The sequence below is a fragment of the Streptomyces sp. NPDC041968 genome, assembly GCF_055589025.1.
Genome location: NZ_JBVJCB010000002.1, coordinates 410,659 through 429,895, shown reverse-complemented (window position 1 = coordinate 429,895; position 19,237 = coordinate 410,659). Strand labels below are relative to the sequence as shown.

The window sequence follows — 19,237 nt, the reverse complement described above, 5'->3', positions numbered from 1 at the left end:
GTCCCGGCGGTGACGCCGGTTCCGCGCGTGGGGTGGCTCCTGGTCGCGGGGGCGTCCGGCTCCGGCGTCCGGCTCTCAGTCGCGCTCCGTCCCCATGACCCGTCGGGCCGCCTCACCCTCCGCCGCCGACGGGGACAACTCGTCGAGGGTGTCGAGGTCCGTGTCCGCCTGGAGCTCCCGCTCCCACTCCTCCGCCAGGCGTTCCTGCTCCTCGCGGGACCGGGCACGGACGGCTTCCCGGTGGTCCGGGTCCAGCGCCGCCAGGAAGCGTCCGGCAGAGTCCGTGGGCATGGCCGTGCTCCTAGGGTGGGGGATGGGCGCCGGTACCGGCCCAGGATGGCCAACCGGTCCCACGGCGGCCGTTCGACACGGCCTCCGGCCACCCTTTTGGGCGCAGCGCACCCGACGCGGACACCCGGCGGACCACGAGGGGCGCCCGGCGGACGCCCGCCGGCGGACCGCCGGGCGGCCCTGACGAGGGCGTCCAGCACAATGACCGCATGGTCTACCCTTCCAGCCCACGCGCCGACGCCGACGGCGTCCTGCTCCGTACGCGTGCGGTGGCCGCGGTGGCCGCCGTGTCGACCGTCGCCGCCGGGCTGGGACTCAGGGCCGCGGCGGAGGGGGAGGTGGCCAAGTACGGCGGGGACGCCCTGTACACCCTGCTGCTGTTCACCCTCGTCGTCCTGGTCGCTCCCCGCGTCACGGCACCGCGGGCCGCCGCCGTCGCCCTGGCCGTGAGCTGGGGTGTCGAGTTCCTGCAGCTGAGCGACCTCCCGGCGGAGCTGTCCCGGCGGAGCACGGCGGCCCGCCTGGTCCTGGGCTCCACCTTCAACGCGCCCGACCTGTTCTGGTACGCGGTCGGCGCGGCGGCCGGCTGGTCGGCCGGACACCTGGCGCGCCGCGTCGCCCGCCCGGACCGACCGGGTGCGCGCCGCCGGCTCCGCGGGACGGAGGTCAGTGGGCGTCCGCCGACACCGACGGAGGACGGAAGCAGGCGATGACCGTCTTGCCGTCCGGGCAGCGATGCGCCTCCCAGCTGTCGGCCAGGGCGTCGACGAGGAACATCCCCCGCCCGCCGAGGCGTTCCTCGCTCGGCGGCCGAGCGCGCGGCAGCGTGCTGGAGGCGTCGTGGACGGCCACATGGAGGCAGCGGCCGTCCCAGGTCATCACCAACTGAGCGTGCGAACGGGCGTGTACGTGCGCGTTCGTGACCAGTTCGGACACCGTGAGCAGCACGGCGTCCACCGTCTCGGGGGCACCGGCCGTCCAGTCGAGGGTCTCCAGGTGCTTGTGCGCCCAGTCACGTGCCGTCTTCGGGCCGGTCTGCATCGGCAGCGAACGCGCCCACCCCACTGCCCGTAGCGACGAATCATCCACTGCGGTCCCCATCCCGGTCATCCACTGCGGTCCCCATCCCGACTCGACTTCACTGCGTCGCGACTACCCCCGGGGCGCGGATTGAAGCGGCGATGTCCACGAAGCGGGGCGGCACTCTCCCGGCCCGGTCGGCCTTGACGCCTCGGCGGGCACCTCACATACTCGCGGCCACATCGATCTGGCCACATCGATCTGGCCACATCGATGTGGCTCTCCGTCCAGGGCCGGATCGCGGCTTCAGTCCGAGCGTGCTGCCTGCGCGTGGGACACGGTCGTGCGCGACACCCCCGCGACGCGAGCGACCATGGTCGGCTGTCTCGGGCCGGGGGCGGAAGCAGGCATCCGCGCGGACTCTCCTCGCTGGCGGGACAGGGTGGGCGCCACCATCTTCCCCGACCCGGCGGGCACCCGCGCGCACCGGTGCCGTCGCCAGGCCGTCCGGCCTCCCGGTTCCTCGCGCGGTCAGGCGGCCCCGGCCGTGAGCGCGGCGAGTTCCCCCAGTACGCGGGCCGACGGTGCCGGGTCGACCAGCCACTTCAGATGGCTGCCTTCGAGGGTCCGCACGTCGTACGGGTTCTCCGGTGTGAGTTCGTCGCCCTCGCGGATCAGCCGGTCCTGCATCACGGGGGGCATGCTCGCGTCGTCCGCCAGACGCACGAAGGTCTTCGGGACACGGCCCCAGGTCGCCGCCTGCGCCCGGTCGTCGGCACCGCCGACGTCGAGGTTCTCGTCGGGCTGGAAGGTGTTCAGGAAGGTCAGGAACTCCTCCTCGGTGCCGTCGGCGAGGAAGGCGGCCTTGAGCGCCGCGAGGGCGTCACGGTCCGCGGTGCGGAAGTTGACGCGCAGCAGCCCGAGTTCCGCCGGGTTCCCGGCCATCGCCAGGCCGACCGAGGCGGCGTCGACCGTGGCCATCTCCGGCTCGGCGTAGTAGTCGTTCACGTCCAGACGGACCGGGCACCAGGCGGCGACGTAGACGATGCGGTCGATGAGGTCCGGGCGCGCGTTGGCCACGGCGGTGGCCGTGATGCCGCCCCGGCTGTGCGCGACCAGGATCACCGGCCCGTGCTCCTTGGCCCGCTCCAGGACGCCGATCACGTGCGCCGCGTTGTCGGCGAGCGTGACCCCCTTCAGGGAGCCCGGCGCGGTCGCGAGACCTTCGGCGTCCTGCGGTGCCTGGTACGCGTGCGAGTAGCTCGCGGCGAAGCCGTGGCCGGGGAGGTCCACGGCGACGGAACGGTGCCCCAGCAGACCGAGCTCGGCCTGAAGGGGTGCGAAGGAGAAGGAGTTCGCGAAGGCGCCGTGTACGAGTACGAACGTCGGCTGCATGGTCTACCCACTCTCAGGCCGGGGCAGCGAACGCTTGCCCGATGGATCACCGGACCCTACGCAGCGAAAGATCAGCGGCGCAACCGGTCCGAATCCCTCCGCTTTCTCGCCCCGACGGCCCGGATCCGACGGAGGTCGCGCCGGCGGCCGGGTGCGGGGCGGGAGGCAGCGGGGCTCGGCCGACGCGCCGGGCCCCGCAGGGTGTGGATGCGGACCGTTCGGGGGCGGAAGGGTCAGCGGCTGAGTGTGAACGCCTGCGCCGCGGACCCGGAACAGGGCTGCTGGGACAGGCGCGCCCCGTCGGCCGTGGAGGCGTTGTCCACGCTCAGACACTTGCCGCTGTGCCGGGCGACGAAGCGGTACCGGTCCGACGCGAGGGGCTCCGGCCGCCACTGCTGGTTGGTGCCGCCGACGTACGACCAGAGGTGGACGCGGGTACCGTCGGCATGCGCGCCGGACCCGCCGTCGACGTCCCACGCCTTGCCGTTGTGGCGGTTGACGACCTGGTAGTGGCCGTCGCCGGTGGGACGCAGCTGCCAGGACTGGTTGGCGCCGGTGCCGCACGCCCACTGCTGCAGGGCCGTCCCGTCGGCGGTGCCCCAGTCGGCGGCGTCCAGGCACGCGCCGCTGCCCGCGTTGACGACGCGGTACCAGGCGTTCGGATCGATCGGCCCGGTGGGCCCGCCACCGGTGCCGTTCCACACGAAGGTGGCGACCGCCCCGGCCGGCAGGGTGTAGGTGAGCGACCTGCCGCCGTCGGTGAGGGAGAACCGTTGGGCGCTCGCGGCGGTGTTGACCACGTAGGCGACGCGGGAGCCGTCGGGGTTCTGGAAGGCGACGTTCTGCACGCCTCCGGCGCCCTGGCTCGCGGAGCCGATGCGGGTGGCGCCGACCTCGACGAACTTGCTCACGTGACCGAGCACGTAGTACTCGGCGTTACGGGTCACACCCCCGTCCGCGATCTCCACCACACCGTTGCACCGGTTCGTGCAGTGGCCCTGGTGGGGGCCGCCGTTCCGGTCCAGTGCGAGGTTCCACGTGAGGACCGTCTCGCCGCCGCTGCGGAAGTTCTGCACGACGAGGTTCTCGGCGTGCCAGCGCAGGGTGTCGCCGAACGTCGCGGAGGCGTCGGCGCTGTCGGTGCCGGAACACTCGGTGAAGAAGACGCGCTTATCGGCGTCGCGCACCTGCTGCTGGGCGGAGACCTGCCCGCCGTAGCAGTGGAAGGCGGCACCGATCACGCGGCTGATGCCCGCCGTGCGGGAGAACACGTCGAGCGGATAGTTCGGGTGGTCCCAGTTGTGGTCGAAGGCGAGGATGTTCGTCGGCAGCCCGGCCGCCGTCAGTTTCGGGTCGAGGACCCTCAGGAACTCGGCCTGCTGCGCCGACGTCATCGACATCGACGGGTAACTGGTCGCGAACTCCGGTTCGTTCTGCACCGTGAGATCGGTGAGGGTGATGCCCTCCTGCTGGTAGGCCCTGATCGCCTCGACCAGGTAGTCGGCGTACGCCGGGTAGTGCTCGGGCCGGAGGCTGCCGCCGTTGAGGGAGCCGCCGCTCTTCATCCACGCCGGCGGGGACCAGGGCGACCCCATGAAGCGGATCGACGGGTTGACGGCGGTGGCCTGTTCGAGGACGGGGATGATCTCGGCCCGGTCCCGGTCGATGGAGAACCGGCCGGGAGTGTCCTCGTAGGAGTACGGGTCGTGCGTCGCGTCGAAGTCGGTGCTGCCCAGCGGTTGGCGCAGGTAGTTGAGGCCGATGCCGTCGCCCGCCGTGGAGAACAGGGCTCGCATCAGCTCGGTGCGCCTGTCCTGGGGGAGGCTCTGGACGAGGCGGGCCGACGCGCCCGTCACCGAGGCTCCCGCGCCGGTGAACCGCTGGCCCCTGGTACCGGCGTCGACGCGTATGTCGACGGGCTGCGGGGTGCCGGTGAAGGGGACGTCGCCTTCGGCCGTGAGCCGCTTGGCACCGTCCGGTGTGGTGACCCACACCTGTGCCACGGGGTCGGCGGCCTGGGCCGTCGTGGTGCCGGTGGGGCCGATGCCGAGGCCCAGCCCGGCGAGGGCCAGGGCGACGGCGGTGGTCCGTACTCGCGGGGAACGGGCGCGCCGGAGAAGCGCTCTCGGTGAACGGGCTCTCGTACGGGTCGGCATGTGCGGCTCTCCTTCGTTTCGGTGGTACGCGGGGGGTACCGGCCGGGACGGAACGGCGTGGCGGGAGCGGCGCGAACTCGCTGTGCGGAGGAGCGGCCCCGGCCCAGGCGTGACTCCTCGGGCAGGGCATGCGGTCGTTCCGGCCGGAAGGCGGACCTCCGACGGAAGGACGGCGCCATGAAAGCACACCTACTAAACACTTAGTAAGTGATGTGGGTCACATGCTGTGCGGTGGTCGAGGATCTTCGTCTCCCGACGACGGGGGTGGATCGTAGGCTGTCGCACGTGAGCGACCGATCAGTGGGCAGACCCGCGCGCGGCCCCGTAGCGAAGCCCCGTACACCGCGCAGCCCCGCAGCACGCCGGCGGCAGCAGGACATCCTGAACATCGCCACGGACACCTTCGCCGCCCGGGGCTACCACAACGCCTCCCTCGCGGAGATCGCCGACCGCGCGGGCCTGACCCAGGCCGGCGTCCTCCACTACTTCCGCTCCAAGGCGCTGTTGCTCACCAGCGTCCTCGAACGGCGCGACCAGGGGGACATCGAGCAACTGGGCACCGAGCGCCCCCAGGGGCTCGACTTCCTGCGCCACCTCGTCGACACCGCCCTGCGCAACGCCGAACGGGAGGGCATCGTCCGGCTCTACGCCGTCCTGTCGGCCGAGTCCGTCACCGACGACCACCCCGCACAGCCCTACTTCCGCGACCGGTACACCGGTCTGCGGACCTTCGTCACCGACGCGCTGACCGCGGCCTGTGACCTCGGAGAGGCCGACGCGGCCCGTGCGCACGACGCGGCGAACGCGATCATCGCCGTCATGGACGGTCTCCAGGTCCAGTGGCTGCTGGACCCCGACTCGGTCGCCATGGCCGCTTCGACGGACCTGGTGATCACCTCGCTCCTGGCCACGCTGGCGCCCGGCCGCTTCTCGTCCTGAGCGACCGTCCGGCCCGGAGCGGGGCTCGGCGCCACCCCTGGGGCCGGACGGCGAGTGACTCCGAGGGCCGGACGGCGAGTGACTCCGCGATGGCGCGGGGGAGGAGGATGCCGCGCACGCGCGTCACGACCGGCGGCGTGCGAGGGGGCGGCCCCGGTCCGCCGGCGACGTCATGCGGGAGCCGAGGGGGCGGCCGCGTCGCCCGTGAAGGCGTCCAGGATGCGTTCCGCGGCCAGCGTCGCCGTCAGCTCACCCTCCCTGACGCGCTGTTCGAGCCGCGGGGCAAGAGCGCGCACGTCCGGGTCGGCGTGCAGGCGGCCCAGCAACTCGTCGCGGACCATGGCCCAGACCCAGTCGACCTGCTGGGTGCGGCGCTTGGCGGCGAGGCGGCCGGTGGTGTCGAGCAGCGTGCGGTGCTGCTCCAAGCGGTCCCAGACGGCGTCGAGCCCGGCCGACTCGCGCGCGCTGCAACTGAGCACCGGGGGAGTCCAGAAGGCGTCCTGGCCGTGCATGAGCCGCAGGGCACCGGCCAGTTCGCGGGCCGCCACGCGGGCGTCGCGTTCGTGCGGGCCGTCGGCCTTGTTCACGGCGATCACGTCGGCCAGTTCCAGCACGCCCTTCTTGATGCCCTGCAACTGGTCGCCGGTGCGGGCCAGGGTGAGCAGCAGGAAGGAGTCGACCATGTCCGCGACGGCCGTCTCGGACTGGCCGACCCCGACCGTCTCCACCAGCACCACGTCGTAGCCGGCGGCCTCCATCACCACGATCGACTCGCGGGTCGCCTTCGCGACCCCGCCGAGCGTCCCCGCGGTGGGGGAGGGGCGGACGAACGCCGCCGGGTCGACGGCCAGGCGTTCCATCCTGGTCTTGTCACCGAGGATCGAGCCGCCGGTGCGGCTCGAGGACGGGTCGACGGCGAGGACGGCGACCCGGTGCCCGAGACCGGTCAGCATCGTGCCGAAGGCGTCGATGAACGTCGACTTGCCCACGCCCGGCACGCCACTGATCCCGATCCGCCGGGCCCTGCCGCCGTGTGGCATCAGCTCGGTCAGCAGCCGCTGGGCGAGCGCCCGGTGCTGGGGGCGGGTGGACTCGACGAGGGTGATCGCCCGTGCGACGACCGCGCGCCTGCCGCCGAGGACGCCCTCGACGTACGCGTCGAGATCGAGAGCCATCAGGTCACCGGCTCACAGCTCGCCGAGTCCGAGGTCGGACGCCAGCCGCCGGACCAGGTCACGAGCCGCGTCCGGGATCACCGTGCCCGGCGGGAAGACCGCGGCCGCGCCCATCTCCAGCAGGACCGGCACGTCCTGCGGCGGGATCACCCCGCCGACCACGACCATGATGTCCTCCCGTCCCTCCTCGGCGAGCGCCTCGCGCAGCGCCGGGACGAGCGTGAGGTGCCCGGCCGCCAGGGACGACACCCCGACGATGTGCACGTCCGCCTCGACCGCCTGACGGGCGACCTCGACCGGGGTCTGGAACAGCGGGCCGACGTCCACGTCGAAACCGAGGTCGGCGAAGGCGGTGGCGATCACCTTCTGCCCCCGGTCGTGACCGTCCTGACCCATCTTGGCGACCAGGATGCGCGGCCTGCGGCCCTCCTCCTCGGCGAAGGCCTCCACCACCGCCCGGGTGCGCTCCACGGCCGGTGACTCGCCCGTCTCGTTGCGGTACACACCGGAGATCGTACGGATCTGGCCCGCGTGGCGTCCGTACACCTTCTCCAGGGCGTCGCTGATCTCTCCGACCGTCGCCTTCGCGCGAGCCGCCCGTACCGCCAGTTCCAGCAGGTTGCCGTCACCGCCGGCGGCCCGTGTGAGTGCGTCGAGCGCGTCCCGGCAGGCGGTCTCGTCCCGTTCCTCCCGCAGCCGTCGCAGCTTGGCGATCTGCTGGGCGCGTACCGAGGAGTTGTCGACCTTGAGCACCTCGATCTGCTCGTCGGACTCCACCCGGTACTTGTTCACGCCGATCACCGGCTGCCGCCCGGAGTCGATCCGCGCCTGGGTGCGGGCGGCGGCCTCCTCCACCCGCAGCTTGGGGATGCCGGCGTCGATGGCCCGCGCCATGCCGCCCGCCCGCTCCACCTCCTGGATGTGCTGCCAGGCCCGGCGGGCCAGGTCGTACGTCAGCCGCTCGACGTAGGCGCTGCCGCCCCAGGGGTCGATCACCCGCGTCGTGCCGGACTCCTGCTGGAGCAGCAACTGGGTGTTGCGGGCGATGCGGGCGGAGAAGTCGGTGGGCAGGGCGAGCGCCTCGTCGAGGGCGTTGGTGTGCAGCGACTGGGTGTGTCCCTGGGTGGCGGCCATCGCCTCCACGCAGGTGCGGGTGACGTTGTTGAAGACGTCCTGCGCGGTCAGTGACCAGCCGGAGGTCTGCGAATGGGTGCGCAGGGAGAGGGACTTGGCGTTCTTCGGATCGAACTGCTTCACCAGCTTCGCCCACAGCAGCCGCGCCGCGCGCAGCTTGGCGATCTCCATGAAGAAGTTCATGCCGATCGCCCAGAAGAACGACAGCCGGGGCGCGAACGCGTCCACGTCCAGCCCCGCCTCCCGCCCGGCCCGGATGTACTCGACGCCGTCGGCGAGGGTGTAGGCCAGCTCCAGGTCGGCCGTCGCCCCGGCCTCCTGGATGTGGTAGCCGGAGATGGAGATCGAGTTGTAGCGGGGCATCCGCTTCGAGGTGTACGCGAAGATGTCGGAGATGATCCGCATCGACGGCTTCGGTGGGTAGATGTAGGTGTTGCGGACCATGAACTCCTTGAGGATGTCGTTCTGGATGGTCCCGGCCAGCTTCTCCGGCGGCACACCCTGTTCCTCCGCCGCGACGATGTACAGGGCCAGCACCGGCAGCACGGCACCGTTCATCGTCATCGACACGCTCATCCGGTCCAGCGGGATGCCGTCGAAGAGCTGCCGCATGTCGTAGATCGAGTCGATGGCGACCCCCGCCATGCCGACGTCGCCCGTCACCCGCGGATGGTCGCTGTCGTAACCCCGGTGCGTGGGCAGGTCGAAGGCGACCGACAGGCCCTTCTGCCCGGCCGCGAGGTTGCGCCGGTAGAAGGCGTTGGACTCCTCGGCCGTGGAGAAACCGGCGTACTGGCGGACGGTCCAGGGCTGGTTGACGTACATCGTCGGGTACGGGCCCCGCAGGTACGGCGCGATGCCCGGGTAGGTGTCCAGGAAGTCCAGGCCCTCCAGGTCGTCCCCGGTGTAGAGCGGCTTGACCGAGATCCCCTCCGGCGTCCGCCACACGAGGTCGTCACCGTCGGCGGCCTTCTTCACTGCGGCACGCCACTCGTCGGGGCCGGCGGCGGAGGGCGGAGTCCCCAGCTCGATCGCCGAGAAGTCGGGGATGGACATCAGCGCACTCCCATGCGGTCGAGGGTCGCCGACAGTACGGCGACCGCGTCACAGCCGGCGAACACGAAGGTGTCCACGCCCGCGTACGGTCCGGGGCGGCCGGCGAGGAACACGTGCTCGGCGCCCGCCTCCCGCAATGCGGCGGCCGCGTCCTCGGCCTGCTCCGCGTACAGCGCGTCGCTCGAACACAGGCACACCTCTTGCGCGCCGCTGCCCTCGAAGCCGCCCTCGGCGACGGCCTCGATGCCGCCCGCCCGGAAGAGGTTGGCGGCGAAGGCGAGCCGGGAGCTGTGCGCGGCGGCCGGGCCGAGCGCGGCCAGGTGGACGCGCGGGCGGGAGCCCGTCGCGGCCAGGTGGGCGTCGGAGCGGGCGCGCAGCACCTCGAACGCCTCGTCCCGCCGCACCCGGGGCAGACCCCCGGTGGGCGGCTCGGGCGCGGGCGCGCGCACCACCGGCTTCTCGTCCAGGTGCGGGAACTCGCTGACCCCGGTGACCGGCTCCCGGCGCTTCGCCAGCTGCTTGCTGCGCACCGCCCACGTCTGTGCCAGCCGTTCGCCCACCGTCCCGGAGCGCAGCGCGGCCGCCTGCCCGCCGGCCCGCTCGATCTCCTGGAGGAACGTCCAGGCGGCGTGCGCCAGTTCGTCGGTCAGCCGCTCCACGTACCACGAGCCGCCCGCCGGATCGATCACCCGGGACAGGTGCGACTCCTCGATCAGGATGGTGGACGTGTTGCGGGCGACACGCCGGGCGAAGGCGTCCGGCAGGCCGAGCGCGTCGTCGAAGGGCAGCACGGTCACGGCCTCGGCGCCCCCGACCCCGGCGGCCAGAGCGGCGACCGTGGTGCGCAGCATGTTCACCCACGGGTCGCGGCGCGTCATCATCACCGGCGAGGTCACCGCATGCTGGAGCTGCGCACCAGCCCTCGGCGCCCCGCAGACCTCGGCCACCCGAGCCCACAGGCGCCGCGCCGCGCGCAGCTTGGCGATGGTCAGGAACTGGTCGGCGGTCGCGGCGTACCGGAACTCCAGCTGCGCCAGGGCCTGAGCCGTGTCCAGTCCGGCCGCGGTCAGCTCCCGCAGGTAGGCCAGGCCCGTCGCCACGGAACAGCCCAGCTCCTGCGCCGCGGAGGCGCCGGCCTCGTGGTACGGCAGCGCGTCCACGGTCAGCGCTCGCAGCCCCGGATGGCGCGCGGCGCACAGCCGGGCCGCCTCGGTCACGGCCCCGCTGTCGTACGGCCTTCCGGAGCGGGCCTCGTGCCCCAGCGGGTCGCCCCCCAGGTTGCCGCGCGCGGCGTCCGCGGCGACGCCCCGTTCCTCGTGGATCCGCAGCAACTCCCGCGCGGCCGGCTGGAACGCGTCGCCCGCCTCCAGGACCACGGGGGCCAGATCGAGGTGGACGCCGTCGAGGGCGCGGTCGAGCGCGGTGACGGGGATGCCGGCGGACCCGCCGACGGTCAGCCACAGGGAGGTGACGCCGTTCTCCAGGTCGGTCAGGACCGCCGCCGGGTCGGCCGACGCGTGCCGCTGACGCACGTCCCAGCCGCCTACGGCGCAGCCCTCGGGGCGGCTGCCGCGCACGAAGGGCGGGAAGCCCGGCAGGCCGGGTCCCGGCGCCTCGTCGCGCGCGGAGTAGAGCGGACGGGCCCGCAGGTCGTCCTCCAGCGCGGTGGACAGGGCGTCCTCCGCCTCGTCGTCCGGAACCTCCCGGCCCGACCTGCGCAGTACACCGGACACCAGGTGCTGCCACTGCTCGTGTGTCGGGTCGGGGAACTCGGCCGCCAGGGCGAGTCCGTCGTCAGGCAGGAGCGTCATGCTCGGATGTTAGGGCAGGCCGGCAGACGAGCAGCAGGTCGGGCCGGTGTGAGGTTGTTCTCTCCGCCGGTGTGACGTGCGTCGTCGGCGCCCGCCCCGCCCTGCGCGCACTCGGCCATGGCGCATGTGCCGTTCGAGTGGCCGGGGCCGCGCGCGGGTCGGCGGAGCGATGAGTTCCGGCGGCCCGCCGGGTCTCATGGGTGGGACGGTCGCCGGACCGCACGCGGAGGGATCGCCGCACCGCCCCCGCACCGATGAACCCCGACCGAGGAGACGACGTGACCACCACCTACACCTTCGACGTCTTTTCCAGTCTCGACGGCTACGGCGCCGCCGGGGGCGACTGGTCCGGCTACTGGGGCAAGCAGGGCCCCGAGCTGCTCGACCACCGCCTCGCCCTCTACGGCCCGGAGCAGCGGATGGTCTTCGGGGCCGGTACGTACCGGGCCTTCGCGCAGATGCTGGCCGCGAGCACCGAGGAGTCCGATGTGCGCGACCCCTGGGTCACCCGGATGCGGAACCTGCCGGCCACCGTGGTCTCGACGACGCTGGAGGGACCCCTGGACTGGCCGGACGCGACCGTCGTGAAGGGCGACGCCGTGGACGTCGTCGCCCGGCTCAAGGAGGAGTCCCCGGTGCCGTTGCGCTCGCACGGCAGCCTGTCGATGAACCGGGCGCTGATGGCCGCCGGGCTGGTCGACCGGGTCCAGGTCACGCTGTTCCCCGTCATCACCGGTCGGACCGGGCTGGACCCGGTCTTCGGGGGAGCGGCCGACTTCGACCTGGAGCTGGTCGAGCACCGGACGCTGGACGGTCATATCCAGGAGCTCGTCTACCGGCCGACCCTCCACTGAACCGGGGCCGGCACCTCGGGCTCGTCGTGCAGCCAGTCTCCTGGTCGGCGTGGAGCATGAGATGCCGTACGGGAACGGGGGGGACCGCACGTGCGTCCCGAGTGCGTCGGCCGGCCGCACCGGGTCGAGCGCGGACCGGCCGTGCCGACGCCCTGGGGGTCAGCCGAGGGTGCGCCGGACGAAGGCCAGGATGGCGTACAGGGCGGGCAGGGCCTGACCGGCTCCGCCGCCCGGCAACGGTGAGGCGTGGGCGGAGGCGGCGGTTGCGGCCAGGGTGGCGGCGGTGGTCGTCAGGATCAGGGTCACGTGCTTGATCTGTCGCATGCTCCGCCGAACGACGCCCTCCCCGGCAGGGATTCGCGGCCGGACACGGTCCTCACCGGAACGGAGGGGTCGGTTCACCGGTTCGGCGCAGGACGAGCGGAGAGGGGGCGCAGGACCCGTACCGACGCCGGGGCGGGCGGGGGCGCGCCCAGGTGATCCGGTGTCCCCTCACCTCCGGATGACGCACCATGGGGCACCAGGGGCGCCACGCGCCCCGCGGGAGCGCCCCAGCGGGCGCCGACGGGGAGGAGAGACGTGGACGTGCGGGAATCGCGGGCGACGGCCGCCGAGATGAGGGAGGCGGTACGCGCGCTGCTGCGCGTACTCGAGCCCGAGCAGGTGCGCGAGCTGCGGGAGTGGCCCGCCCGGCTGGACGCGCCAGCGCTGCGGGAGTGGACCTATCTGCCCGGCCCGCGTCCCGGCCTGTCCACCGAGGGGCTCGACACCCGGCAACGCGCGGCCGTCGACGCGCTGCTGACCACGGCGCACAGCGCACCGGGCGCGGAGCTGGCGCGCGGGGCGATCGAGGTGGAACGCCACCGCCGCGCCACCGTCGGCGCCGCGGGGGCCGACCGCTACTGGGTGCGCCTGCTCGGGGACCCGGACGGTGACGCCCCCTGGGGCTGGCGGATGAACGGCCATCACCTCGCCGTCCACGTACTGGTCACGGGGGAGGGGCTGCGGGTGACGCCGCACTTCGTCGGTGCGGAGCCCGCTCGTGTCGCGCACGGCCCTCAGGCCGGGCGGCGGCTGCTGGGGCCGGAGGAGGACCTGGCGCGGGAGCTGGTCACGAACCTGGACGCCGGCCGACGGTCGAGGGCCGTCTTCGCCGCCGCACCCCCGGACGACATCCTGACCCGCGACGACCCGTTCGCCGATCCGGACCTGCTGCCGGCCGGCCTGGCGCACGGTGACATGTCGCCCGGTCAGCAGCGGCTGGTGGAGCGCCTGGTGCGCCGCTACCTGGACCGGGCGCCCGAGGGGTACGCGCGGGAGTGCTGGTCCGAGGTCGTGGCACACGGGCTGGACACCCTCTCGTTCGCCTGGGCGGGCGGCCGCGAACCGGGGGACCGGCACTACTACTGCGTCCGGGGCCCGGACCTGCTCATCGAGTACGACAACACCCAGGACGACGGCAACCACGCCCACTCCGTCTGGCGGCACGTCCGCCACGACTGGGGCGCCGACCTGCTCCGCGCGCACTACACGGAGCAGCACGGGTGAGGCGGCCCGCGCGCACCCCGGCCTGCGGAGCCGACGATTCGGTGCCCGGATGCTGGAAAAGTGGCGAACGGCGTACAACCACCGAACGGGTGCAAAGGTCTCAACAGGTGGCTTCAGCAACACCATGGGGAGGCCAGTCGATTCACGGATCGAGGTGCCATGAAGCGTTCGACACAAGCCGTCGGGGCGACACTGATCGCCGTCGGGGCCATCGGGGCGGGGCTGTTGGCGACGGCTCCCGTCGCCGGCGCGGCGACCGCCGGCGCGACCGCGGCGTACAACGGGGTCTGCGGCTCCGGCTACAAGGTCGTGAACTCCATGCCGGTCGGCAGCACCGGCACCGTGTACCTCACCTACAACTCGTCCACGGGCAGGAACTGCACCGTGACGATCCGCAGCACCGCCGGCACACCGACGTACATGGTGGCCTACGCACGCAACGTCGACACCGGCGAGGAACAGTACGACGCCGGTGAGTACCGCTCGTACGCGGGACCCGTGTACGTGTTCGCGCGCGGTGCCTGCGTCGAGTGGGGCGGGGTCATCGACAACCTGCAGGCCTGGAACTACGGCTCCAACTGCGGTGCGCTCGCCGCCAAGGCCCCGCAGAAGGACTGGTTCGCCGGCGAACGGTGAGACCGCGCCTGCCGGGACCGACCGAGGGCTCCGCCGTCCGGCGGAGCCCTCGCATGCGACGGCCCCCGTGCCCGGCACCGACGCCGTCCGCGGCCCGCCGACCGGCCGTGCCGGCCCCGGCATGTCGCGGCCCGCCGAGCCGCGACGGTCGGCGAAGATGCCGGGGCCGGTGGATGCGGCCCGGGCGGCCGGCACCGACGGTCGCGGCGAACAGAGCACACCAGCACGCCCCGGGCATCTTTTCGCGAGCGCGCAGGGAGACGGTTGTGGCGATCGGACGGGTCGGACTCGTGGTGCACGGGGGGCGCGAGGGCGCCGCCGAGGCGGCGCGGGACGTCCGGGACTGGTGCGGCGAGAACGGCGTCGGGTGCACCGACATCGACGTGTGGAGCGACGACGGCCGACGCAGCGCGCGGGAGGAGCTGGAGGCGGCGGGGGACCCGGACCTCGTCGTGACCCTGGGCGGTGACGGCACCTTCCTGCGCGGCGCCCGGCTGGCGGCCGAGAACGGCGCCCTGATCCTCGGCGTCGACCTGGGACGGGTCGGGTTCCTGACCGAGATCCCGGCACCGGCGGTGCGCTCCGCCCTCGATGCCGTCCGGGACGGCGACGTCGACCCGGAGAGCCGCATGCTGCTCACCCTGCGGGCGTCCCGCCGTCTGGAGGTGCCCGAGGCCATGGAGGCACTGCTGCGCTACGGGCGGGGACCGCTGCTGCCGCCACCCCAAGTCCGCACCGACTGCGAGAGCGGCGACGAGTGGGGCATCCCCCTCAACGTGTCCGCCCTCAACGACGTGGTGCTCGAGAAGCTGGCGCGGGACCGGCAGGTCTCCGTCGGCGTCTACGTCTCCGGCCGCCTGCTGGCCTCGTACTCCGCCGACGCCCTGGTGGTCGCCACCCCCACGGGTTCCACCGCCTACAGCTTCGCCGCCGGCGGGCCCGTCGTCTCGCCCCGGGCGGAAGCGCTCGTCTTCACACCGGTCGCCCCGCACATGACGTTCGACCGCTCGGTGGTCGCCGCACCGGACGAGCCGGTCGGACTGCGGATCCTGGAACGGTCCGGGCAGGCCGCCGTCAGCATCGACGGGCAGCTGCGCGGCGTCCTCGACCCGGGGGACTGGCTCGGCGTCTACGCGGCACCCCGCCGCCTGCGGGCGGTGCGGCTCGGGCCCGTGGACTTCTACGGCCGGCTACGGGAACGCATGCGCCTGACCGACGCCCCGGCCGCGGTCGCCGACGGCACCCCGGCTCCGCTGTGGCCGGTGAGCACACCGCCGCCCGGCGACCTCGCCCACCTCGCCCTGCCCCTGCCCACGGCTCCGGGGGCGTGACGCCCCGGCCCCGGCGGGACCAGGAGCGGACCGGCGCGGGGCCGGGACGGGAGGTGTGGGCCGCGCGGCTCCTCACCTTCAGCGCCGGTGCGGTCAACGCGCTGGGTTTCCTGGCGCTCGGCGGAGTCTTCACCAGTGTGGTGACGGCGAACTCCGCGCTGGTCGGGATCGGCGTCGGGCACGCGGACGCGGCGCCGGCGGGCCTGGCGGGCCTGGCGGTGCTCGGTTACGTACTGGGCGCGGCCTCCGGCGGCTGGGCTGCCGCCCGTGCCCAGCGGGCCCGGCGAGCCGCGGTGGCGGACTTCCTGCTCCTGGAACTGCTCCTGCTCTGGGCAGTCGCCGTCTGGTGGCTCCGGCTGGACGGCCACCCCGGCAACTGGGTCCGCACCACCCTGCTGGTCCTGCTGTCCGCGGCGATGGGATGCCAGAACGCCGGGGTCCTGGTGGCTCTGGGCGCCAGGGCGCCGACGGCCTATCTGACGGGTCTGCTCACCCACGCCGTGACGGACGCGGTGACCGAGGGGCGCCTGCGGTGGCGGGCCCCGGCCACCGTGGGACTCCTGGTCGCGGGCGCCGCCGGGCTCGCCCTGCTGGAGCGGTGGCTGCACGGCGTCGCCGCCGTGGCCCCGGCCGTCCTGGTGACCGGCGCCTGGCTCCTCTGGCGCACCGACGGGGCCGCCCCGCACGCTCCGGCCGCCGGGCGCGCGGGCCGGGAGCGGGGCACGGCCGGCTGACGGAAGGGGGGGGCGCCGTCACAGCTCGGACACGTCGTCCAGTCCGGCGAGCAGCGCCAGGTCGGGGACCTGCTGATCGGCCAGGCACTGCTCGGTCCAGACCACCTTCCCGGTGGGCGTGTACCGGGTGCCCCAGCGCCGTGCGAGCTGGGCCACGAGGAACAGGCCCCGTCCGCCCTCGTCCGTGATGGCGGCCTGGCGCAGGTGCGGGGAGGTGCTGCTGCCGTCGGACACCTCGCAGATCAGGGTGCGTTCGTGCAGCAGCCGCACGTGAACCGGGTCCGATCCGTACCGGATGGCGTTGGTGAGCAGCTCACTGAGGACCAGTTCGGTGGCGAACGCCATCTCGTCCAGGCCCCAGGCGGACAGCTGGCGGCTGCACGCGTTGCGTACGGTGCCCACGGCGGCCGGGTCGAGGGGGACGTCCCAGTCGGCGACGCGGGAGCGGTCCAGGAGCCGGGTACGGGCCACGAGCAGCGCGATGTCGTCGCGCCGGTGCTCGGGGAGCATCCGGTCGAACACCGCCTCGCAGGTCTCCTCCGGAGTGGCGCCGGCCGAATCGGCGAGGACACCGCGCAGCAGGTCGAGCCCCGCGTCGATGTCCCGGTCGCGCTGTTCGACCAGGCCGTCGGTGTAGAGGACGATGCTCGTGCCCTCGGCCAGGTGCAGCTCCGTGGCCTCGAACGGAAGACCGCCCAGGCCCAGGGGCGGCGCGACGGGCACGTCGGGGAACTCCACGGTGCCCTGCGGGTGGACCAGCGCGGGGGCGAGGTGACCCGCGCGGGAGACGCTGCACACGCCCGAGACGGGGTCGTAGACCGCGATCAGGCAGGTGGCGCCGGTGATCCCCTCGCCGTCCGGGTTGTCGGGATCCTCCTGGTCCAGGCCGCTGACCAGCTCGTCGAGGTGGGTGAGGAGTTCGTCCGGGGGCAGGTCCAGGGTGGAGAAGTTGTGCACGGCGGTGCGCAGCCGTCCCATCGTCGCCGCGGCGTGCATCCCGTGCCCGACCACGTCCCCCACGACGAGGGCGACCCGGGCGCCGGGCAGCGGGATGACGTCGAACCAGTCACCGCCGACCCGGGCCTGCGCGGACAGGTAGCGGTGGGCGATGTCGACGGCGTCCTGGTGGGGCAGGACGTGCGGCAGCAGGCTGCGCTGGAGGACCTCCGCCATCATGTGCTCGCGGGTGAAGCGGCGGGCGTTGTCGATGGCGACGGCGGCGCGGGCGGTCAGCTCCTCGGCGAAGGTGACGTCCTCCGCGTCGAACGGAGGCGAGCCCTCCGTCCGCCAGAAGCGGGCCAGGCCCAGCGGGACGCCGCGGGCCTGGAGCGGTACGGAGACGAGGGAGCGGATGCCGGCGGCGAGGACCCGGTCCACGCCCGCCGGGTTCCGATGCCGGGCGTCGGTCAGGTCGGCCTCCAGTACGGCGCGTCCCTCGGCCGGGCCGGTGGCGGTGGGCAGGTCGGGGGCGGCGACCGGGTCGACGGCGCTCCCCACGGGGCGGAACGGATGCTCCTCGTCGACCCCGCGCAGGGCCGTCCGCCGCAGCTCCGTGGCGGCGCCGCTGGGTTCGTCACCGCGCGTCACGGCGTCCAGGAGGTCCACGGTGGCGAAGTCCGCGAACCGCGGTACGGCGACATCCGCCAGCTCCTCGGCCGTACGGGTGACGTCGAGGGTCGTGCCGACGCGCATCCCCGCCTCGTGCAGGAGCTTCAGCCGCTCGCGTGCCACTTCGGCCGTACCGGCCAGCGCACGCAGCTCCGTGGTGTCCCGGAGGGTCGCAACCCTGCCCGAGGGCCCGTCGTACGGGGCCGTGCGCCGGGTGTTGACGGCCACCAGCCGGTCCCCGGCCGGGTGCACCTCGTCCGTGACGGAGCGCTCGGCGGAGAGGAGGTCGACGATGGCGGCGTCCAGGCCCAGCTCCGCGATGGGGCGCCCGTCGCAGTCCTCGGGCAGTTCCAGCAGGCGCCGCGCCTCGTCGTTGGCCAGTACCAGGCGGCCGTCGCCGCTCACGATGAGCACGCCCTCGCGGACGGCGTGCAGCACCGCGTCGTGGTGTTCGTACATCCGGGTCATCTCGGTCGGCCCGATCCCTCGGGTCTGCCGGCGCAGCCGCCGGCTCACCAGCGCGGCGCTGCCGACGGCCAGGACCAGCGCGGCGGCTCCCGCCACGAGGATCATCGGGACCTGCCCCTCCAATGAGTCACCGACGGTCTCCAGGGTCACGCCCGCCGCGACGAGCCCCACGACGGCACCCCGGCCGTCCGTGACCGGGACGACCGCCCGGGCCGCATCCGACGGGTCGCCCTCGTAGATCTCGGAGAACGCCCCCTCGCTGGCCGCCCGCCGCACGTCGTCCGCGCGCTCGCCGATCAGCCGCGGATCGGTGTCCGCGAAGCGGGTGCCGTCCGTGTCCATCACGGCGACGAAGTCCACCCCGGTGTCCTCGTCGGCCGCGGCCACGTACGGCTGCAGCGCGGCGGTGGGGTCCCGCGACTCCAGCGCGGTGACGAACCCGGGGGACCGCGCGAGAGCCGTGGCGACGGCCCGTGACCGCTCCTGCGCGTCCAGCTCGGTGTCGTTGCGCGTCTGTACGGTGACCCCGACGGCGGCCGCCACGATCAGCAGAACGGCGAGCACGACCTGGAGGAAGAGAACCTGCCCGGCGACGCTGCGTCCGCGCCACCGCCACCAGCGGTGCGGGCCCTCGCCTTCCCCGGCCAGCTCGACGGGCGGCCGACCTGCGCGCAGGGATCGAGCGGAACGCCCAGACATATACCCTTTCTAACACTGTCCGACGGTACGCCGCCCGGGGACTCAGTCGAAGAGGGCGTGGGTGCGGCGCGCGGATCGCCGCGCCCAGCCCGGCCGCGCTGGACGCCTCGGCGCGGCGGGCCGGGACGCCGTGCACGTCGGCGTGGATCCGCGTCATCAGGTCGGGCGGGAACCGCCACCGGAGACGATGACCTCGCGGTAGGAGGTGCCCAGCTCGCTCGCCATGCGCGCCGTGCTGTCGTGGATCGTCATCGCAGGGCTTCGAGGATCGACCGGTAGACGTGGGAGCGGCCGTGGCGGCCGTCGAAGCCCAGGATCGTCCCCTTGCGGAAGGGCGCCTCACCGGGGGGCGTGGCCGAGGGTTCGGCGCACGGCGGGAGCG

16 protein-coding genes are annotated in these 19,237 nt (G+C 73.5%); 7 read left to right on the top strand and 9 right to left on the bottom strand.

Translation table 11 applies throughout. The annotated features are described in order from the left end of the window. Positions 1 to 75: 75 nt before the first annotated feature. Positions 76 to 291: a hypothetical protein gene (locus ACZ6EG_RS07035; RefSeq protein WP_469602345.1), complete on the bottom strand. Its 216-nt coding sequence runs from the start codon at positions 289 to 291 to the stop codon at positions 76 to 78. A gap of 209 nt (positions 292 to 500) precedes the next feature. Between ACZ6EG_RS07035 and ACZ6EG_RS07030 the strand changes: the two genes are divergently transcribed. Continuing rightward, the gene (locus ACZ6EG_RS07030; RefSeq protein ID WP_391968930.1) at positions 501 to 1,004 is read left to right on the top strand and encodes a ribosomal maturation YjgA family protein; all 504 of its coding nucleotides are present in this window, start codon (positions 501 to 503) and stop codon (positions 1,002 to 1,004) included. On the opposite strand, the gene ACZ6EG_RS07025 is transcribed toward ACZ6EG_RS07030, so the two are convergent. The 3 genes from ACZ6EG_RS07025 to ACZ6EG_RS07015 all read right to left on the bottom strand — a co-directional run bounded on the left by ACZ6EG_RS07025 (position 958) and on the right by ACZ6EG_RS07015 (position 4,862). Next, positions 958 to 1,401 (bottom strand): ATP-binding protein, encoded by a 444-nt coding sequence (locus ACZ6EG_RS07025; protein ID WP_391968929.1) that lies wholly within the window; start codon positions 1,399 to 1,401, stop codon positions 958 to 960. The two genes, ACZ6EG_RS07030 and ACZ6EG_RS07025, sit on opposite strands and share 47 nt — an antisense overlap. A 441-nt stretch (positions 1,402 to 1,842) precedes the next feature. Next, on the bottom strand, positions 1,843 to 2,706 hold the full coding sequence (locus ACZ6EG_RS07020) for an alpha/beta hydrolase (protein ID WP_469602341.1): 864 nt from the start codon (positions 2,704 to 2,706) through the stop codon (positions 1,843 to 1,845). A gap of 233 nt (positions 2,707 to 2,939) precedes the next feature. Continuing rightward, entirely contained in the window at positions 2,940 to 4,862 is a 1,923-nt protein-coding gene (locus ACZ6EG_RS07015) for an RICIN domain-containing protein (protein WP_469602338.1), read from the bottom strand. 285 nt (positions 4,863 to 5,147) lie between these two features. On the opposite strand from ACZ6EG_RS07015, the gene ACZ6EG_RS07010 reads away from it, so the two are divergent. Continuing rightward, positions 5,148 to 5,801, top strand: coding sequence for a TetR/AcrR family transcriptional regulator (locus tag ACZ6EG_RS07010; RefSeq protein WP_391968926.1), 654 nt, complete (start codon positions 5,148 to 5,150; stop codon positions 5,799 to 5,801). Between the two features lie 170 nt (positions 5,802 to 5,971). Here ACZ6EG_RS07010 and meaB read toward each other — a convergent pair whose 3' ends face one another. The 3 genes from meaB to ACZ6EG_RS06995 are packed head-to-tail and all read right to left on the bottom strand — an operon-like array spanning position 5,972 to position 10,977. Then, positions 5,972 to 6,976 (bottom strand): methylmalonyl Co-A mutase-associated GTPase MeaB, encoded by a 1,005-nt coding sequence (gene meaB, locus ACZ6EG_RS07005; protein WP_391968925.1) that lies wholly within the window; start codon positions 6,974 to 6,976, stop codon positions 5,972 to 5,974. 12 nt (positions 6,977 to 6,988) lie between these two features. Continuing rightward, on the bottom strand, positions 6,989 to 9,166 hold the full coding sequence (scpA, locus tag ACZ6EG_RS07000; protein ID WP_469602333.1) for a methylmalonyl-CoA mutase: 2,178 nt from the start codon (positions 9,164 to 9,166) through the stop codon (positions 6,989 to 6,991). Then, positions 9,166 to 10,977 (bottom strand): methylmalonyl-CoA mutase family protein, encoded by a 1,812-nt coding sequence (locus ACZ6EG_RS06995; RefSeq protein ID WP_469602330.1) that lies wholly within the window; start codon positions 10,975 to 10,977, stop codon positions 9,166 to 9,168. Before ACZ6EG_RS06995 ends, scpA begins: the two co-directional genes overlap by 1 nt. Positions 10,978 to 11,255: 278 nt before the next feature. On the opposite strand from ACZ6EG_RS06995, the gene ACZ6EG_RS06990 reads away from it, so the two are divergent. Next, positions 11,256 to 11,831 carry a dihydrofolate reductase family protein gene (locus ACZ6EG_RS06990; protein ID WP_391968922.1) on the top strand — a complete coding sequence of 192 codons (576 nt, stop codon included), beginning with the start codon at positions 11,256 to 11,258 and terminating at the stop codon, positions 11,829 to 11,831. Positions 11,832 to 11,990: 159 nt separating this feature from the next. Here the strand turns inward: ACZ6EG_RS06990 and ACZ6EG_RS06985 are convergent, their stop codons facing one another. Next, entirely contained in the window at positions 11,991 to 12,155 is a 165-nt protein-coding gene (locus ACZ6EG_RS06985) for a hypothetical protein (RefSeq protein WP_361015193.1), read from the bottom strand. A 255-nt stretch (positions 12,156 to 12,410) separates the two neighbouring features. On the opposite strand from ACZ6EG_RS06985, the gene ACZ6EG_RS06980 reads away from it, so the two are divergent. From ACZ6EG_RS06980 to ACZ6EG_RS06965, 4 genes are all read left to right on the top strand, one after another. Continuing rightward, positions 12,411 to 13,379 carry a DUF3500 domain-containing protein gene (locus ACZ6EG_RS06980; protein ID WP_469602326.1) on the top strand — a complete coding sequence of 323 codons (969 nt, stop codon included), beginning with the start codon at positions 12,411 to 12,413 and terminating at the stop codon, positions 13,377 to 13,379. Between the two features lie 159 nt (positions 13,380 to 13,538). Beyond that, positions 13,539 to 14,015: a spore-associated protein A gene (locus tag ACZ6EG_RS06975; protein WP_469602324.1), complete on the top strand. Its 477-nt coding sequence runs from the start codon at positions 13,539 to 13,541 to the stop codon at positions 14,013 to 14,015. A 266-nt stretch (positions 14,016 to 14,281) separates the two neighbouring features. Then, positions 14,282 to 15,346 (top strand): NAD(+)/NADH kinase, encoded by a 1,065-nt coding sequence (locus tag ACZ6EG_RS06970; RefSeq protein ID WP_391968918.1) that lies wholly within the window; start codon positions 14,282 to 14,284, stop codon positions 15,344 to 15,346. After that, positions 15,343 to 16,080 (top strand): DUF1275 family protein, encoded by a 738-nt coding sequence (locus tag ACZ6EG_RS06965; RefSeq protein WP_469602321.1) that lies wholly within the window; start codon positions 15,343 to 15,345, stop codon positions 16,078 to 16,080. The genes ACZ6EG_RS06970 and ACZ6EG_RS06965 overlap by 4 nt, the downstream gene beginning before the upstream one ends. Positions 16,081 to 16,098: 18 nt before the next feature. Here the strand turns inward: ACZ6EG_RS06965 and ACZ6EG_RS06960 are convergent, their stop codons facing one another. Next, on the bottom strand, positions 16,099 to 18,855 hold the full coding sequence (locus ACZ6EG_RS06960; protein WP_469602318.1) for a SpoIIE family protein phosphatase: 2,757 nt from the start codon (positions 18,853 to 18,855) through the stop codon (positions 16,099 to 16,101). Positions 18,856 to 19,237: the final 382 nt, after the last annotated feature.

Bases quoted from the DNA above. Each gene is read 5' to 3' on its own strand.
- ACZ6EG_RS07035 (WP_469602345.1), bottom strand. From the start codon at position 291: ATGCCCACGGACTCTGCCGGACGCTTCCTGGCGGCGCTGGACCCGGAC.
- ACZ6EG_RS07030 (WP_391968930.1), top strand. From the start codon at position 501: ATGGTCTACCCTTCCAGCCCACGCGCCGACGCCGACGGCGTCCTGCTC.
- ACZ6EG_RS07025 (WP_391968929.1), bottom strand. From the start codon at position 1,401: ATGACCGGGATGGGGACCGCAGTGGATGATTCGTCGCTACGGGCAGTG.
- ACZ6EG_RS07020 (WP_469602341.1), bottom strand. From the start codon at position 2,706: ATGCAGCCGACGTTCGTACTCGTACACGGCGCCTTCGCGAACTCCTTC.
- ACZ6EG_RS07015 (WP_469602338.1), bottom strand. From the start codon at position 4,862: ATGCCGACCCGTACGAGAGCCCGTTCACCGAGAGCGCTTCTCCGGCGC.
- meaB (WP_391968925.1), bottom strand. From the start codon at position 6,976: ATGGCTCTCGATCTCGACGCGTACGTCGAGGGCGTCCTCGGCGGCAGG.
- scpA (WP_469602333.1), bottom strand. From the start codon at position 9,166: ATGTCCATCCCCGACTTCTCGGCGATCGAGCTGGGGACTCCGCCCTCC.
- ACZ6EG_RS06995 (WP_469602330.1), bottom strand. From the start codon at position 10,977: ATGACGCTCCTGCCTGACGACGGACTCGCCCTGGCGGCCGAGTTCCCC.
- ACZ6EG_RS06985 (WP_361015193.1), bottom strand. From the start codon at position 12,155: ATGCGACAGATCAAGCACGTGACCCTGATCCTGACGACCACCGCCGCC.
- ACZ6EG_RS06975 (WP_469602324.1), top strand. From the start codon at position 13,539: ATGAAGCGTTCGACACAAGCCGTCGGGGCGACACTGATCGCCGTCGGG.
- ACZ6EG_RS06960 (WP_469602318.1), bottom strand. From the start codon at position 18,855: ATGTCTGGGCGTTCCGCTCGATCCCTGCGCGCAGGTCGGCCGCCCGTC.